The organism is Enterobacter sp. PTB, assembly GCF_051130085.1.
GTDB lineage: Bacteria > Pseudomonadota > Gammaproteobacteria > Enterobacterales > Enterobacteriaceae > Enterobacter > Enterobacter ludwigii.
In genome coordinates this window covers 44,533-60,641 of the sequence record NZ_JBDKEE010000020.1, presented here as the reverse complement: position 1 = coordinate 60,641, position 16,109 = coordinate 44,533, and the positions used below count along the sequence as shown (strand labels likewise).

Sequence of the window (16,109 nt, the reverse complement as noted above, 5' to 3'; positions counted from 1 at the left end):
GAGACAACCATGAAAACCATAACGCTGAATGCGCCTTACGGCGTGACCGCCATCCGCCTTGCCAACGGGGATGAAGCGATTTACCTGCACGGAGAGTGCATTGCCTGCGCTGATGCCGGAGCCGGTGATGCGTCCGTGACTGCGACGGGTGAACGTCTGGCGGCGGTGACGGGCGTGCCGTTTCGCCTGCTGACCCTGCCCGTCCCCGATGCTGAGGAATGGACCTGGCATGATGTGGTGGATGCGCTGGGATGGGGCAAATGCGTCACGCTGCCCCGGCGGGCCGTCTGTCCGGTGCTGGAGTGCAGTACTGCGCATATGACCCGTGCCGACGGTGAGCTTCTGGCGGAGCTGAGCCGGGAAAAATTCGAGGGTGAATGGATCATGGATTCCGGCGTTGGCTTTCTCATTCGTCTGGATGCGAGAACGCACCCGGTGTTGCTTCTGAAGCGCTTCGGGTTGTCCCGCGCTGCGCGCAGGCTGATTGTACAGGCCATGAAACAGATGCGTATCAGCATGATCCACTTTTCTCAGGTGGGCGAAGAACTGGCGCCAGCCGAGACGTTCGACTGGTAGCCCGCCGCCCGGCGTTTCGCCGGGCTTCTCCCCTGTGCGCTTGCGGCAGGCTGACGCCTGCGCCGCTGTCACTGGCCGCCGGTAGCGGCCGCTGAGGAAAGCCGGTAAACCGGCTTCTTTTCTGGTGTCATCCCTGACGTCCGGTGCACGGTGGCATGACCTTCGCTGTGACTGACGCTCGCAGGTATCGCCCACAAAACAAGGTAAGCTTCGCCGCCCGCTCACACGTTCGCACGTTCTCCCTCCGGTCGCCCGCTTGCGCTGCGTCTTCGCGTGCGCCCTTGTTTTCTGTGCTGATGATACCTGCGGCTCGGGTGTCACAGCGTCGGACACGCCGCGCGAAACCTGCCCCGTAAAGGGTTGACACCAGAAAGAAGCCGGAAGGAGCAATACTATGATGCGTATGTACCGTGGTTTTCGTCAGAGCAACGTTATCCGTAAAGAGCGCCCGTTAACCAATGATGAGCTGATGACCGTCGTACCCAGCGTTTTCTCTGAGGCCAAACATGCGTCAAGAAGTGCGCGATACACGTATATCCCGACCATTACCCTGCTGGACAAACTGCGTGAAGAGGGATTCCAGCCATTTTACGCCTGCCAGACGCGGGTAAAGGAGGAGGACCGTCGCGGGCATACGCGCCACATGCTGCGCCTGCGTCGTGACAGCTTCCGTGACAAAGGCGAAGTGCCGGAAATTATTTTGCTCAACTCGCATGACGGAAGCAGTTCATACCAGATGATCCCCGGCGTCTTCCGCTTCGTCTGCAATAATGGTCTAGTCTGCGGCGAGACGTTTGGCGATATTCGCGTACCACACGTCGGCGACGTGGTCGGCCGGGTTATCGAAGGGGCTTACGAAGTGCTGGGCTTCTTTGACAAAGTGATGACGTCCCGTGATGAAATGAAGGCTGTCACCCTTGACCGCGAGGAACAGCACCTCTACGCCCGCCATGCGCTGGAATACAAATACGATGCGCATATCCCGGTGACGACAGAGCAGGTCCTGCTGCCGCACCGCCGCGAAGATGACCGCAACGACCTGTGGTCAACCTATCAGCGCGTGCAGGAAAATCTGATTAAAGGCGGCCTGCCGGGAAGAACGGCGAAAGGTCAGCGCACCCGTACCCGTGCGGTGAACGGTATCACGGGTGACGTGAAGCTCAATAACGCGCTGTGGTCGCTGGCGGAAGAGATGAAAGCACTGAAAAAATAATGTGCAGGTGGTGGCAGGGATTCCACCACCCTGTTTACGCCCGTTCAGGCTGACCCTGCATCGAACAGGGGCAGCCTGATGGTACCATCATTCCGGCTATGGCGGTCTGCTGCGATGAGGCTACGGCATCGAGCCGTCACCTCATCGTGATACCTGTCTGTCATTTCTGCGTTGTGTCAGCTGCGCCTTGTGTCGACGGTTTCTGCGCTTTTCCCGGACGATTTCCTTTTTTCTTTGTGCTCAGTGCCTCTTTAATGGCGCGCTCGCTGACGCTAATCTGGCAGGACTCCAGCGCCGACTTAATGTCTTTTACCGAATATCCCTTTCTGACCGAAAGTTCAACAATCTGTGCTTTCAGGCTGTCCAGAGCATCCTTTCCGGTCAGCCGGGTTTGCGTCAAATCCGGCAGATCTTCCAGCTGTAGCCTTGCCGCTTCAATCTGCTCTTTTGTGTAAAACGTGCCTGCCGCCATTTTTCCTTTTCCTTTCAGCATAATCTGGAGAGACATCATAGCAAAACCCGCCATCCATTCGCCAGCCGTGGCACTGCATCATGGTGTAATGACAAATCATTCGCCGCGAGGCATAATAGACGAATACCGACAGAAAAGACGGGACCAGATGTGTTTTGTAGCACCGCCTGCACGCAGTCGGTTCCACAAAACATCCGGGTCAGGGCGAAGCCCCGACACCCCGCGAGATTGTGAATGACGAGACTGGAAGGGAAAAATACACCGTGAGCAAGAGCGAAAGCCGCAACCGTAGCGCACTGCTGCCGAGCATCCGGTGCTTCCCGGAGGAGAAGGTGAGCATTCAGGAAAAAGCGAACGCCGCCGGTCTCAGTACCGGTGCATTTATGCTTCGCTGTGCGCTGGGTCGTCGCATTAAATCCAAATGCGACACCGAGCTGATTATGGAGCTTCGCCGTCTCGGCGGTCTGCAGAAACATCTTTTCAAAGAGGGCGCTGGCGTGCTGAGTAAAGAATACTCGGAGGTACTGGTGGCGATTCAGAAAGCCATTCTTAAGGCCGGACTGGAGTAAGCGACAGATGATTATCCGCATCCCGGAAAAACGCCGTGACGGCCGGAGCAGCTTTCTGCAGCTGGTCGCCTATACCGTTGTCCGCGATGAGGACAAGCCTGACACGCCGCTTGAACCTGAACATCCCGGCTGGCGTCGCCCCCGCTCAAAAGGTGAAATCTTTAACCACCTCGTTGACTATATCAGCCGTCACGGTGACTCCAGTCTTCAGGAAATCCTGCATACCGATCCGGCCGGTCACACTCAGGTGATGTTCGACGGGGTGATGTGTGAAACCAACTGCTTCAACATCGCCACGGCGTCGGTTGAGATGAATGCCGTTGCCCTGCAGAACACCCGCTGCAAAGATCCGGTGATGCATTATTTCCTCTCCTGGCCGGAGACGGACACCCCCACAACGCAGCAGATTTTTGAGAGCGTTCGCTACACGCTGGCGGCACTGGGGATGGAAGAGCACCAGTACGTGGCAGCCATCCATACCGACACCAACAACATTCACTGCCATGTTGCCGCCAACCGTATTCACCCGGTGACGTACAAAACGGCGGCCGATTCCTTTACTAAAATTCGCCTCCAGCATACCGCCCGCGAGCTTGAACTGAAGTACCAGTGGACGCACACCAACGGGTTCTACGTGGTGGATGAGCAGGGCGATATTGTGCGTGCCAGGCGTGACGTTAATCCGGCACCGCAGGGCGCAAAGGGGCTTGAATATTACGCCGATGTGGAGAGTCTTCACTCCTACGCGGTGGTGGAATGCGCACAGCAAATTGATGAGGCGATGGCCAATCCGGCGATGAGCTGGCGTGATGTACACAAGATATTTGTGACGGCAGGGCTGGAGCTGAAAGAGAAGGGTAAAGGGCTGGCCGTGTACGCCATTGATAACCCGGAACTGCCGCCGGTGAAAGCCAGCAGCGTGCATCCCGATCTGACGCTGCGCTGTCTGGAAAAGGATCTCGGTCCGTTCCTGCCGATGCGCGAGGCCGGAAATTACACGAAGGATGAGTGCACGCCGGACCCTCAGGCTCTGGTGCATATGTACTGCTATATGCCGACGATGCATGCGCGGGATTTAACGGCGCGCCTGGAACGTCGCCTGTCCCGTGCGGAAGCCCGCGAAGATTTAAAAGCCCGCTATGCGGCCTATAAATCTGCCTGGGTGAAGCCGAAACAGGATGGCACGCCGGCGAAACAGCGTTATCAGAACCTGTCAAAACAGTTTGCCTGGCAGAAGGCGCGGGCCAGAATAACGATGTCCGATCCGCTGATGCGCAAGCTGACGTATCACATTATTGAAGTGGAGCGCATGAAGGCGATGGCGGCGCTGCGTCTGACGCTGAAAGCGGAGCGTGATGCCTTCCGTGCCGATCCGGCTAACCGCCGTATGCCTTACCGGGTCTGGGTGGAGCAGCAGGCGCTGCAGCACGATCAGGCGGCGATTGCGCAGCTGCGAGGCTGGTCTTACCGGATGAAGCGCAAGGACAGAACGGCCGCGCTGTCGGAGAACGGGATACGCTGTGCCACGGTCGACGATACGCCGGCATTTGCGCTGGACGGTTACTGCACCTCGGTGATGAAAGACGGCACCGTGCAGTATGCGAAGGACGGCGTGGTGCAGCTGCAAGATAAAGGCAGCCGTATCGAGGTGAGGGATTATCGTCTTAACGACGGTGAGACCATTCCGGCAGCGATGGCGCTGGCGGAACACAAGAGCGGAGAACATCTGGTGTTTGACGGCGAGCCGGCGTTCGTGCGCGAGGCCTGCAGTATGGTAACGTGGTTTAACGAAGGCGGTGATAAACCGCTGCCGCTGACGGACCCTCAGCAACGGAGTATGGCGGGGTACGGGCAGCCGATCCCAGCTCCGGTAGCGAATGTGGTTCCCGATTCCCAGAGGACGGATGTTGAACGTAAGGCTGCTCCTGAATATGCCGAGCCTAAACCGGGCGGAAAAATATTCCGCCCGCACTGACTTATAAATTAAAAACCACAAGTAATCAGCATTATTCCGCTCTGAGTGGTCCAGTCGTATTTTATGTTGAGGCCCAACATGGCTGTTACTATTGCGTTATCGACCAGCCATTTTCTGCCTTCTTCGCTGGCAATCTCTTTTTCATCGGACGTCACGCCGGACAGTGCCAGCGTGGCGCCAGAGCCCATCAGGGTATATGTTCCTTTTTCTGCGATACACTGGAATTTCTTTTTCCCCTGCCCACCGCAATAAAGATAAGCATTTTCAGAAATGACTATTGACTGAACTTTTGGCAGCGCTTCGCAGCACAAAATTGCTGCAGATGACCCCGAGAGCTTCAATGAAACGTCATATAATGTACTGGTATCAATAAACAGTCTTGCCGAGCCAGACAACGTTAAGGCAGCATCGCAGTGCACCCCGTATTTGCTGTTGCTGCAAATATAGTTAAAGGCGGCGTTTCCTGCCAGATTACAGGTACCACTAATAAACCCCTGACTAACAGGAGTAAACTGGGTAAAATTCAGGGTGCCCTCAGATCCTATTATTTTATCCCGGTCGAAGACAATGGTCGACGTCAATAGTAGTGGTGGAGTCGCCTCGCTGACTTCAGGGCGGTCTGAAATGGAAAGTGAGGCTGTTTTACCTGTCGCGCCAATATTGATACCGGTAAGGCTGATCTCATTTCCTTCCCCAGAAAGGTCAGCCACCTCAAACGACAAATGGCCGGCGTTGATATTCATAAATTCCTCACCCAGGGATGTGGCATTGCGCAGCAATAAGGTTTCACCCGGCGCCTCCATGGTAAAACTTCCGTTAGCGCTTAAAGAATAGTCTCCCTCCTGCAAAACCTGTGAGCCATGCTCTGCTGTAAACGTCATTTTTGTACCGGGTTCCCATTTGAATGGAATCATCTGTTTGTCCTCGCGTGAGTGATAACGACGGATCTGGTCGTTGGGGGTTCCGGCGTGCTGCCGGGGTTTTTGATACATTGTTGCTATTCATGGACGTGATGCGCTGTCTGTTACCATCAACTGCTGATTTGTTCGGGCGTCAGCAGTCGCCGGGCCCCCTGGTAGTGCCTGCGGTAGTTATCCTTCTCAAGACTGACAATCTTGACATTCTCCCCCGAATGCGGCGCTTCAATGAAGTGCCCGTTGCCGACATACACGCCGACGTGATCGACCTTTTCCCCCTCCATCGAGAAGAAAACCATATCGCCGGGCTCCAGGTGCTGAAACTGCACAGGATGCGCCTGCGACATGGCGTACATGCCCTCAGCGGTTCGCGGGAGCCTGACGTTAAAATCCTTCTGCCAGGCGTACCAGACCAGTCCGCTGCAGTCGAATCCGGTTTCCGGAGAGGTACCTCCCCAGCGGTAGGGTTTACCCAGTTGTGCCATGAGTGTATTTACGACACGCGTGCGGGGAGAGGGGGCCGGGATGCGGTGCGGCCTGGCAGTTCGCCGGACAGATTTTGTTTTGCGGTGGTGCGCCGGGACGGGCGGGTGCCTGGTGTAATGGGCCGGTGACGCCAGGGCGGAGGTCTGGTAACCCAGCATCAGCAACAGCAGCAGTGAACGACGATGTCGGGACATGGCGATAACCTCGAATGAATAACCTTATTATTCATCGGGACGGCAGTACGGGGCTGTAAAGCGCAGCGGGTGGTTTATGTCGGCTGTGACGCAGAAATTGTGGTCGCCCGGCTCCCGTGATAACGATCGCGTCAGATGGCCGGTATCGACGGCCTGTATTCAGTTGAAGGAGATAATGGATGAAAAAGCTGATCGTGATGGTGGCATTACTGGGCGTATCGGCCGGCACCCTGGCGGCGGATATCACGTCACCGAGCCGTGGCGTGGTGTGCGATAAAAAGGCGGGGTTCTGCGTGGATAATCAGGGGATTGCCATGGGGCTGACGGAGCTGTATCTGGGGAAGGCGGCAGAGGACAAGCTGCAGACAACGCTGGGTGATGACGTGAACCTGACGGAATATACGTTCAGCAACGGCGTGCACTGCGATACCCAGGAAATGCAGTGTTATAAGTCCGACAATTCCCCGCACACGCCGGACAAGCGCGAGAGTAAAATGACGCAGCAGATTTTTGGCCACAAATGAAAAAAAAAGCCCCGCACGAATGCGGGGCCTTCTTCAGGTGCAACGTCACCCCTTCAGGCGTCGGACGTCGCCGGTCTCTCCTCTGCCGTTCTGCGCTTCGTAAGCGCTGCTAATAGTCAGATTCGTCTCCACATAATGCACCACAAGAGGTGCGAGGATGTGGATCAGGATCGCCAGTAACACGGCCTTCAGAAAATCCATTCCGCCGTCCTGCTTGAAATGGCAAACGCTGGCGGCTATCCTTGTATGGTCTAGGTACATGGAACACCCCCGCTGGTTGCCTGCTAAACATCGCAACGTGCGGGGGTTTTCTCTTTCTGACGCAAGGTTGCCGCGCGGAAAGAGTCCTCCCCGCACGCTGCACCTGCTGCCGGTTTCCCGGAAGCGGGCAAATCATACCGGAATCACCTTCCCTGCGCCAAACGCTTTAAGCGATTGAAATGTCTTCAGTACGCGGGCGCTAACGGCTGACTTTCCTGCCACAGCCTCTCAAACTCCTGCTGATAGACCGCGACCAGCTGCGGCTGATGGCGCACGACCAGCACGTTCTCCGCGTTACGCTTATCGGCGCTGGCCGTGAAGTTAAAGCTTCCCGTTTCCAGCGTCTGGCCATCAACCAGCATGACCTTGTCGTGCATGATGGCGTAGCGGTCGTCCAGCCGTACCGGGACGCCCTGATTGGCGAGGAACGTCACGGCACTGTAGTGGCTGTTGGCTTTTTTGTCGGCGACCAGGCGCACGCGGACACCCCGTTTTTGTGCGGCAGCCAGGGCCAGCGAAATCTCCTTGCTGGTGAAGCTGTAGGCCTCGACGTCGATGGTCCGGGTGGCGTGGTTCACTACGTCGAGCACGGCGGCCAGCGCCGTATGCGACGGCGAAAATCCGACGCTGAAGGCAGGCTCCGCCGGCGCGGCCTGCGTTATGACCGGCACGGTCAGGCAAAGTGCCAGGGTGAGATGTCTGATGGTGGTGTGGTTCACTGGTTTTCCTCTCTGTGTTCACTGTGATGTGTTGCGCCGGCCTGAGCCAGTGACTGCGCGATTTCTCGTGAGACGCGGATGGGCCCGGGTGGCGGGGGAAGGGTGCGCCACCGGCGCTTGCTCTGGTGCAGGGCTTCCCGCGCAGCCTCAAACAGCAGGATGCCGCGCTGGGTCGGGGTGTAGCTGATGTCGCTGCGGTTGTTCAGGTCCATGGCCACGGTGACCACCCGCTGCAGGACCGGGTCCTGAATGCGGCCGGTGGTGCGTGGCGCCGGCGCGGCGAGGCGCTGCAGAATGCCGTCCACCTCCTGCGGCGTCGGCGGCAGACGACGTTTCAGTGCCGGGTGGTGCTCAAACAGCTGCGCCTCGGTGGGGCGACGGACCTCCACAAAACGGTTGATGCGCACCGGCAGCGTGCTGAGTTTCTCCTCATCGGGGATGTAGATGGCGTTGCTGGGGACCAGCGCGCTTTTAAAGGAGATGACGCCCTCGCCGGGGGCGAGGTCCTTCAGCTCGGCCAGGTCCAGCCGGTCCTTCTCGCGGATGTAGGTGGTCTGCGCATCCTCATAGCCGGGCGTCACCAGCCCGGGCGTCTGCTCGACGGCCCCCAGTTCGGAGTAGTACCCCCGGCCGCCGGTGATGCGGGCCAGCTCGTAGGTGTCCTTCTCATCCTGCAGGGCCATAAACCATTTGGTCAGCAGGTTGGCGTTGACGGTCATGTACTCGCCCCGGTGTTCGGCGATAAAGCGCTGAATATCCTGGGCGGAGACAATCAGCATGTAGCCGAGGCTGCGCAGCTGGCTGGCCAGGTTGTCCAGCCCCGGGCCGAAGTAGGCGCCGAGCTCGTCCATGGCGATGGGGAAGGGAAACTTCCCCTTGTACTTTTTGACAATCAGGATGTCATTAATGGCTCCTTCCAGCTCGCAGCCGAGGTCGCGGGCGATGGTCATGCGGATGGCGGAGATGTACAGCTTACCGATGTTGGACGCCTCCCCCTTGGACAGCTCCAGCGCCGGGATAAGCGTGGTGAGGATACGGTCGTTGTGCAGCACGTCATCGATGTCGACGTCGCCGGCATCGCGGGCAAAGACGTGGCCGTAGATGTCGTTGAACATGGTCAGCATGCGGTTGAACTGCTGGATAAGGTAGCCGTGCTGGTCCAGCACGCCCTGGTCCCATTCTGACGGGCGGCCTATCAGCTCCATGCGAAAGCCGGCCAGGGTGTTGAGATAGTTCTCCAGCGGCGCGTACGCCTCCACGTGCCAGTGGTCCTGTCTGGCCTCCTGGTACAGCGCGGCAAACTTCTTCAGGGGCAGGTATTCCTGAATGACGGTCTGCGAGATGCGGCGCTGCTCGCGTCTGCACTTGTAGTAGACGGCATAAATCAGCGCGGAGAGCATCGATTTGGCCTTGTCCTGCCAGCCCGCGTCGCCGCTGCCGGCGGCGGGCAGCAGGGACTCCATCAGCTGGATGATGAAGGTGGTGTTGGCGGTGCCGAACAGGTTGATGGTGTTGGACGGCAGGCGCTTTTTGTCGTTGCGCAGCAGCGCGTCGAACTTGTCCATGCCGCCGGTCATGAAGTTGAGCGTGTAGACGTCGTCTTCCCGGCCGAAGCGGCGGGCGAGGGACCACATGGCCAGCGCCAGCGAGTTCTGGCCCTTGCCATCGGAGTAGCAGATACCCCGGCCCATGCACAGGGCGTTCAGCTGCAGGGAGAGCAGGGCTTCGGTTTTGCCCGAGCCGGTGGTGGCCAGCAACAGCATATGGCGCAGGGTGTCATCGAGGGTGAGCCAGAGCTCGCGGCCCAGGAAACGCCCCCGGGCGTAGCCGAGGCACATGATGCCGGCCGCTTTCTGGTAAACCAGCCGGCGGCCGATGAAGCCGAAGAACCCGGCGATACCCCGGTACGCGTGAAAGCCCTCGCGCTCGGTGGTCAGGTCAGTGCCGCCGACGTCCTGCGGCATACGCAGGGGCATCCGGAAGCGCTGGTCGCCAAAGAGTGTCAGCATCACCATCATGCCGATAACGCTGAGCAGCAGGGTGGCGGGCCAGATGCAGCCCAGGATGAAGCTGAACAGCAGCTGCGCCTGCAGGCTGAAGGGCGAGAACAGCGCGTCGGTGAAGACGGTATGGCTGACCGCGCGGCGGACCCGCTGCGCGTCAACCTGTTGCGGTCTCGTCATTGCACACCTCCGGCGTTCTGCGCCATGAACTGCGCCAGGGCGTCGTCGCTTTTGAGCGCGCTGAAGGGTATCTGGTGACCGTTATCGGCGAGCAGCGTCGGCGTGCCCGGGAGATGCCAGGCGTGGTAAGCGTCATCGTTGCGGGAGATGGCCCGGGTGCCCGCCTCGCAGGCGGCCGGCGGGGCGGTGTCGCCCGGGGCCATACCCGCATCGCCGGTGAACAGCTGCTGCCAGCGGGCCCTGCGCGCCGCCGGTTGTGTACAGAGCACCGGGCTGACCAGATTCACGGTGTCCTGCTGACCAATCAGGGTGACGGGGAAGACCTCCACGTTGTAGTCGCGTCCCAGCGCCTCCAGTACCGGCTCGATTTCCCGGCAGTGCGGACAGAGCGGGTCGGCGAAGACGTAGAGGGTGCGCGCGTGGCCGGCGGACAGGCTGACGGTGTAGCGCCCGCTGGCGGCGGCCGCCTTCAGCTTCTGCGCCACGGCCCGGTAGGCCTCCTCCGGGGCAGTATTCGCCGGCGGTGTCGGGACGACCGACGCGGCAACGACGGCGGCCTGTTCAGGCGCCACAGGTGCACTCGCTGTCGCCGGTCGTGGTGTGCTATCCGGCAGTGCACTGACGTCGTGGCTTATCGCTATGCCCACTATGATGACCCCGGCCAGCAGGCCTGCCAGCTTCAGCCGGCGTGTGGACGTGTGATTCTCCAGCGCCAGGCCCACGGCCGCGAGCAGCCGGCGGGCCACTTTGGGGCTGTCGGCCTGATACAACGCCACGGCGCGCTGGTTGGCAGTCTGGTGAAACAGAATGGCTTTCTGCACAAAGAAGCGGGGCGCCTTGCCCGGGTGAACGATGAACAGGCAGCGCTGCTGGTCGTATGCGGTCAGCAGGCCACCCTTCAGGGTGACTGAGAAGGTTTTCATTGTGGAGACTCCGTTTATTTTGGACGCTGTGCCCGTGGGCGCGAAAAAGGTTTGGCCGTTGAGGGTTCTGTCTGTGAGGCGGCGGATGCTTCCGGAGGCGGCGTTACCGGCCGCTCCGGGGCATGCAGGATGACCACGCCGTCATCGTCGTCTTCTTCATCCTCCTCCGTGAAGGGCATGCTGTCCGCCGGCGAGCGGTCATCGAGTACCATGCCCAGCCCCCGAAGCTCCTCCTCCAGACCGTCGACGGCGCTGTCGACCTGGTGCGGCGTTGGCGTGACCCGGGTATTCAGGCGCGTGGCGACGGTGGCCTCCAGGGTCTCCCACTGGGCAACGGCAATCACGCCGGCGCCTTCGACAAACACCTTGCTGCGGTCTGACGAGGTCAGGGCGTACCACAGGGTGCGGTCGATGCCCTTCAGCCAGCGAAAACGGGCGCCCGGCAGACGCAGCTGCTGCGCGTGCAGGGCCGAGAGGGCGGTGCGGGTGGTGCTGTGGCGGGTTATCCACTGGCGGGCCTCCGGCGTCTGGCTGACGCGGGTGAACGCCCGGGCCGCGATACCCAGAACCGGGTAACCGAATTTACCGCCGTCCCGGCGGCTTCTGAGCAGGCAGGAGCGGTTAAGGCTGTCGAGCAGGGCCTCCGCTGCCTTACGGTCGTTCAGGAACACCTGCAGGCCGAAGACCGCAAACATCGCCTTCTCGGCCGGACTGAAGCTGTCCATGCCGGACAGCGGCGTCCCCAGCTGGCGGGTGAACACCTCGCGGGCCCGTTCGCGGTCGAGACGCTGGCCGACAATCAGCTGATGCTCCAGGGCAAACTCCTCCGGCGCCTGCGCGCTGCGGTGCTCCGGCGGGTCACAGTTGAGCAGCTGCGTTTTCGGGTCGCCATAGCACAGTGCCGGAATGATGGACGGCGAGAAGCGGGCCATGATGTGCGGCAGGGTGTGAATGCTGATGGGGCGGCGGGTGTGGTTCATCGGGTGATTGCGTACCGCGATACCGCCCCAGACGACCACGATGGCCAGCGGCGCCAGCAGAATGCCGGCGGTGCGGTTCATCACGGTGATGAACTGGCTCCAGTCGAGGGTATTGGCATGATTGCCCGCCCAGGACAGCAGATTGATGCGCTGTGCGACGAAGGGGTGTATCCGGGGAAAGTCACACCAGGACCAGAGGGTGTAGAGCAGGGTACAGCTGCCATAGATGACCGGAGGACGGTAAATCCAGAGCAGAACGGCCAGCAGGATGATGATGGCCAGAAACATAAACATGCGTTCATTACCCGGGTGATGGGGCTGTGGACGTGCTTGCATGGAAACTCCGTTGAGTTAGTGCTATACAACAGCCACGCTGCATATTGCGGAGAGCAACAGACAGGGGGCTATGAATGAAAACAGTGACCATCCGCGCTCATGGCGATGATCTGGTAGTGGATATTCCCGGCGATATGGCGTCAGTACTTAACTGGGACGTAGGTACTACCTTGATTGTTGAGCGCGTCCGGGATGTGGTGATGTTCAGGGAGCGGCAGTGCAACCCCCGGGGAGCCTGGACGGTAAGTGAGTTACTGGATCAAATAGACAGAGATGAAATCAAAATGCTGAATGCCAGTATTGGTGGTTTTTCTTGGGATGCTAAAGCCCGTTGAGATGGCATCACCAATAATGCAACCTTGATTTGTGTCCACAACTGGAACACAATGTAATCATGTACAATAATACCCCTGAGGTGATGCCATGATTGCCAATACCACCGTTAAAGCCAGAATTCCGCAGGACGTGAAAGATCGCGCAGTATCAGCCCTTGAAAAAATGGGGCTTAATACTTCTGATGTGATCCGTCTTGTGTTCATGCGTGTTGCTGATGAGGGGCGACTCCCGTTTGAAGTCAAAACGCCAAATAAGCAAACACAAGCGGCGATGTCTGAGCTGGATGAAGGAAAAGGTAAACGCTTTTCGTCCACGGATGCCCTTTTTGATGATTTAGGGATCTGATGCTTACACCAGTACGAACGAGTGCTTTCAAATCTGATGTGAAGCGACAGGTGCGGCGCGGCAAGGATATGTCCTTACTAAAAACGCTTATTGATTTGCTTGTTAATCAACAGCCTGTTCCTGCCCAATATGTCGATCACCCTTTATCAGGCAACTGGCGGGGCTATCGTGATGCTCATATTGAGGGGGACTGGCTGCTCATTTATAAAATCGACGGTAATGAACTGAGGCTGGCCAGGACGGGAACGCACCAGGACATCTTCAGCAACTACTGACTATTACACCAGTAAAAAGAAAGAGCGCGTGATGCGCTCTCTGGTGATCTGTCAGTGCGGGGAGTGAATTACGCCATTGCTTTTTGCCGGACGTAATCATTAAAGGCACTACCCACATTGACCGCCGGCTGATACGACGGTGACAGCAGAACGTCGAGCTTATGACCGAAGGCCATGCATGCTGATTCCTTACCAAAAGACATTCTGAATACCGGAAAATCAATATCATTAAATTTTAATGTCAGTATTTCACCACGGCATTCATATCCGGCGAGCTCTTTAATGTTTTTACCTTTAAAGATATTTTTATGTGCGGAAGCCATTAACAGTGTGCCATGTGTGGTGTCGACGCCAATATAGTTGCCATTTAAATAACCTATGGCCTCATAACTCGGGTTCGGTCTGAAGTTTTCACAAAAGAAGCGCTGGAAGGTCGAGTTGTTTACTTTTACGGATTTTTTGTTAACCATGCGAATGGAGTAAAATATTGCAATGGTCGCTAACAGGAATAAAAAGTTCCAAATCCATGGGTCTCGCGGATCGTTTGTTATGAACATCACTACCGTAAAAAATGCCATTGATACCCCTACTAGGATAGCGGGAAAAATGTAGATCTGAGCAAATAAATTTTTATATTTTGTCATTTTATTCCATCCCCTTCCGGTGAGTGGTTGTTGGATGCGGGCGCATTCGTTTTCAGCCCCGGTGCATGCTGCACGCCGTGAGAGAAGCCTGCGAAGATGCTCTTCGTCGAGTCCACCACGTTACCCAGTATGTTTGCTGCCTCTCTGCCACCCAGCCAGGATATGACGTAATCCGGCATGGTGACCTGCAGACTGAATACCCGTGATACCGTGGAGGTGCATAATCTGGCATATGCCAGTAATAACCCCACCATAGATACCACACCTGTTATTGATGATGCCTGAACATTAGCAATGGCAGGTCCAAAAAGTAAATCTAAAAGTGTGCCGATTGCGACAATCGTCAGACTTGAAAATATAAATCCGAGCACCATTAACATAGGTCTAATCATAACATCAATCAGGAATATATAGCCATAAGCAGAGCGATGTCCTGGCTCGTTTTCTGTACCAATATGTGTCGCTGAAAATAACGTTCCACCGGTTACGCCGACTAATACGCTGACTATCCAGTTGGCAGCGCCCGCCATCCAGTAAATAAACGGAATGAGTGGCAGGAATATCGATAAGGTAAAGCCGGTGGTGAATAATAACAGCAGAACAAAATAGATAATGGGGGTGAAGGCGTCCAGTACGGCTCGCATCCCCTCGGTAGCATTAAAGGAGAATGCAGCGGCTATTTTACCCCACACACCTTGGGTTGTTGTTTCAGCTATTACTTTTGCCGCTGTGAATATGGCCAGAGCTCCTTCAGCACCGTCTAAGGTGTAGTCGCCAATCGCCTTCATCTTTAACAGCGGGTTCATCTGGTCATTTTTATTATTATTGCCAATTTGCATTGTGGCAATTCCATTGGTTATTTGCTGCATTCGGGAATGAAAGACCCCTACAAACACAGCGTCTGGCTCAGAACCATCTTTGGTTTGCTGTATATCCTGGGTGCTCTCTGTTCCCAGCGGCGGTGTGTATTTACTGTTCTGCAGCTGGGCCTGGTACGCTGTTATCACGCTGGCGTACAGATCCTGCGTGCCCAGATCGCCCAGGCCGCTCATCCCGGTTACCGCCGGCTTGAGCTTGACGGCGTCATTGACCTTGTTGTTGGCCGTGGCGAAGGTCTGATACCACGAGCCCAGCGAGAGCCAGCCGTATTTCTTCAGCTGGGCGGAGAGCACGGCGACCAGCTGGCTGTCCTGGCCCTGCGCCTTCAGCGTCTGGTTGATGCGATCCTCATAGGCCCGGGCGGCGTTCTGGATGTCGGTTTCCGCATCCGGCAGGGTGCCGCTGCCGGAGTCCTGGCGGTTGACCAGGGCGCTGACAAAGCGGGAGGCGGACTGCGAGAGCGTGTTCTGCATCTCGTTCATCGCGCTGCGCTGGGCGCTCAGTATCGGGTCGACGTTGACCGGCGCCGGGAACGCCCAGTTGAGCGACGGGTCCGGCAGGGACTGCGGCAGGCGGGCGGCGCCGCACAGGGCGTTGCCGTTGCCGATTTCAAAGCCGTCCGGCAGGGATTTGATGGCCATCATCGGCGTGCTGCCCTGGCCGTAGCGGCCGTACAGGGTGGCGAGGTCGGTGTTGAGGCTGTACATGCACAGGTTCATCTCGTAGATGGCGCGGGCGGTGCTCACCGTCTGCGGCGTCACCGGCTGCACGACGAGCGAGTAGCCTTTGGCCATCATGTCGACGATGCCGTCGGTGACCACGTTGGCCCCGCCGACGCCCATGATGGAGGCGGCCCACAGGAAGGTCAGCTGGGAGAGCGACCAGCCGGAGACGGTGGGCACCAGGGAGAGAAAACCGGCCAGGGTGGAGACCGGGCCTATCATGCTGGCGCCGCCGCTGAACACCTTGCCGGCCTGCCCGGCCTTCACGACGTGCTTCAGGGTCAGGCCCATAAACCAGAAGCAGGCGACGCAGGCCACGAAGCCGTTAAAGATGAAGAAGATTTGCCCGACCAGGCTGGCGTCGGTGGAGAGCGGGTTCGTGACAACGTCACCGAAAATCATCACCAGTATCTGGCGGGAGAGGTCGGTGGGGCGCGTCGCGGCCTGCTCGATGGTTTCAAACGAGAAGCCGTCGGCCCGGGCGCTCGCGGTCAGCAGGCACAGCAGGGCCGTGGCGAAGCATTTTCGCAACAGGGTCATAGTGGGTATCCGGAAATCAGGAAAAGGTCCGGCAGGTGCC

The 16,109-nt window shown here is 58.0% G+C and carries 18 protein-coding genes; 8 read left to right on the top strand and 10 right to left on the bottom strand.

Translation table 11 applies throughout. From position 1 onward, the window contains the following. The first annotated feature begins 9 nt into the window (after nucleotides 1-9). The gene (locus tag AAIR21_RS20830) at nucleotides 10-576 is read left to right on the top strand and encodes a DUF5983 family protein (protein ID WP_434682162.1); all 567 of its coding nucleotides are present in this window, start codon (nucleotides 10-12) and stop codon (nucleotides 574-576) included. A gap of 397 nt (nucleotides 577-973) precedes the next feature. After that, the gene (locus AAIR21_RS20825) at nucleotides 974-1,789 is read left to right on the top strand and encodes a DUF932 domain-containing protein (protein WP_434682202.1); all 816 of its coding nucleotides are present in this window, start codon (nucleotides 974-976) and stop codon (nucleotides 1,787-1,789) included. A 160-nt stretch (nucleotides 1,790-1,949) separates the two neighbouring features. Here AAIR21_RS20825 and AAIR21_RS20820 read toward each other — a convergent pair whose 3' ends face one another. Further along, nucleotides 1,950-2,315, bottom strand: a complete 366-nt coding sequence (locus AAIR21_RS20820; RefSeq protein ID WP_434682160.1) for a mobilization protein MobC — start codon at nucleotides 2,313-2,315, stop codon at nucleotides 1,950-1,952. A gap of 209 nt (nucleotides 2,316-2,524) precedes the next feature. Here AAIR21_RS20820 and mobA point away from each other — a divergent pair, with 209 nt between their 5' ends. Continuing rightward, entirely contained in the window at nucleotides 2,525-2,830 is a 306-nt protein-coding gene (gene mobA, locus AAIR21_RS20815; protein ID WP_434682157.1) for a plasmid mobilization protein MobA, read from the top strand. A 7-nt stretch (nucleotides 2,831-2,837) separates the two neighbouring features. After that, a complete protein-coding gene (gene traI / locus AAIR21_RS20810; protein ID WP_434682154.1) occupies nucleotides 2,838-4,805 on the top strand; it encodes a TraI/MobA(P) family conjugative relaxase in 1,968 nt (655 codons plus the stop codon). Between the two features lie 8 nt (nucleotides 4,806-4,813). Here traI and AAIR21_RS20805 read toward each other — a convergent pair whose 3' ends face one another. Together AAIR21_RS20805 and AAIR21_RS20800 are read right to left on the bottom strand one after the other, a co-directional pair. Then, nucleotides 4,814-5,797 (bottom strand): hypothetical protein, encoded by a 984-nt coding sequence (locus tag AAIR21_RS20805; RefSeq protein WP_046899089.1) that lies wholly within the window; start codon nucleotides 5,795-5,797, stop codon nucleotides 4,814-4,816. Nucleotides 5,798-5,835: 38 nt separating this feature from the next. Then, nucleotides 5,836-6,402: a C40 family peptidase gene (locus AAIR21_RS20800; RefSeq protein WP_434682152.1), complete on the bottom strand. Its 567-nt coding sequence runs from the start codon at nucleotides 6,400-6,402 to the stop codon at nucleotides 5,836-5,838. Between the two features lie 179 nt (nucleotides 6,403-6,581). On the opposite strand from AAIR21_RS20800, the gene AAIR21_RS20795 reads away from it, so the two are divergent. Continuing rightward, nucleotides 6,582-6,926 (top strand): YcgJ family protein, encoded by a 345-nt coding sequence (locus tag AAIR21_RS20795; RefSeq protein WP_434682150.1) that lies wholly within the window; start codon nucleotides 6,582-6,584, stop codon nucleotides 6,924-6,926. A gap of 45 nt (nucleotides 6,927-6,971) precedes the next feature. On the opposite strand, the gene AAIR21_RS20790 is transcribed toward AAIR21_RS20795, so the two are convergent. The 5 genes from AAIR21_RS20790 to AAIR21_RS20770 form a co-directional block, all read right to left on the bottom strand. Continuing rightward, the gene (locus AAIR21_RS20790; protein WP_434682147.1) at nucleotides 6,972-7,187 is read right to left on the bottom strand and encodes a hypothetical protein; all 216 of its coding nucleotides are present in this window, start codon (nucleotides 7,185-7,187) and stop codon (nucleotides 6,972-6,974) included. A gap of 185 nt (nucleotides 7,188-7,372) precedes the next feature. Then, nucleotides 7,373-7,906, bottom strand: a complete 534-nt coding sequence (locus AAIR21_RS20785) for a phospholipase D family protein (RefSeq protein WP_152665272.1) — start codon at nucleotides 7,904-7,906, stop codon at nucleotides 7,373-7,375. After that, nucleotides 7,903-10,089, bottom strand: coding sequence for an F-type conjugative transfer protein TrbC (trbC, locus tag AAIR21_RS20780; RefSeq protein WP_434682145.1), 2,187 nt, complete (start codon nucleotides 10,087-10,089; stop codon nucleotides 7,903-7,905). Before trbC ends, AAIR21_RS20785 begins: the two co-directional genes overlap by 4 nt. After that, a complete protein-coding gene (locus tag AAIR21_RS20775) occupies nucleotides 10,086-11,012 on the bottom strand; it encodes a hypothetical protein (protein WP_434682143.1) in 927 nt (308 codons plus the stop codon). The genes trbC and AAIR21_RS20775 overlap by 4 nt, the downstream gene beginning before the upstream one ends. 14 nt (nucleotides 11,013-11,026) lie before the next feature. Then, a complete protein-coding gene (locus tag AAIR21_RS20770) occupies nucleotides 11,027-12,328 on the bottom strand; it encodes a secretion/conjugation apparatus DotM-related subunit (protein ID WP_434682141.1) in 1,302 nt (433 codons plus the stop codon). A gap of 74 nt (nucleotides 12,329-12,402) precedes the next feature. Between AAIR21_RS20770 and AAIR21_RS20765 the strand changes: the two genes are divergently transcribed. The 3 genes from AAIR21_RS20765 to AAIR21_RS20755 all read left to right on the top strand — a co-directional run bounded on the left by AAIR21_RS20765 (nucleotide 12,403) and on the right by AAIR21_RS20755 (nucleotide 13,284). Continuing rightward, the gene (locus AAIR21_RS20765; RefSeq protein WP_434682139.1) at nucleotides 12,403-12,663 is read left to right on the top strand and encodes an antitoxin; all 261 of its coding nucleotides are present in this window, start codon (nucleotides 12,403-12,405) and stop codon (nucleotides 12,661-12,663) included. Nucleotides 12,664-12,751: 88 nt separating this feature from the next. Continuing rightward, nucleotides 12,752-13,009, top strand: coding sequence for a type II toxin-antitoxin system RelB/DinJ family antitoxin (locus tag AAIR21_RS20760; protein WP_046899161.1), 258 nt, complete (start codon nucleotides 12,752-12,754; stop codon nucleotides 13,007-13,009). After that, nucleotides 13,009-13,284, top strand: coding sequence for a type II toxin-antitoxin system YafQ family toxin (locus AAIR21_RS20755; RefSeq protein ID WP_046899160.1), 276 nt, complete (start codon nucleotides 13,009-13,011; stop codon nucleotides 13,282-13,284). Before AAIR21_RS20760 ends, AAIR21_RS20755 begins: the two co-directional genes overlap by 1 nt. 68 nt (nucleotides 13,285-13,352) lie before the next feature. On the opposite strand, the gene AAIR21_RS20750 is transcribed toward AAIR21_RS20755, so the two are convergent. Both AAIR21_RS20750 and AAIR21_RS20745 read right to left on the bottom strand, forming a co-directional pair. Beyond that, nucleotides 13,353-13,928, bottom strand: coding sequence for a hypothetical protein (locus tag AAIR21_RS20750; RefSeq protein ID WP_434682135.1), 576 nt, complete (start codon nucleotides 13,926-13,928; stop codon nucleotides 13,353-13,355). Beyond that, nucleotides 13,925-16,069: a DotA/TraY family protein gene (locus tag AAIR21_RS20745; RefSeq protein WP_434682133.1), complete on the bottom strand. Its 2,145-nt coding sequence runs from the start codon at nucleotides 16,067-16,069 to the stop codon at nucleotides 13,925-13,927. Before AAIR21_RS20745 ends, AAIR21_RS20750 begins: the two co-directional genes overlap by 4 nt. Nucleotides 16,070-16,109: the final 40 nt, after the last annotated feature.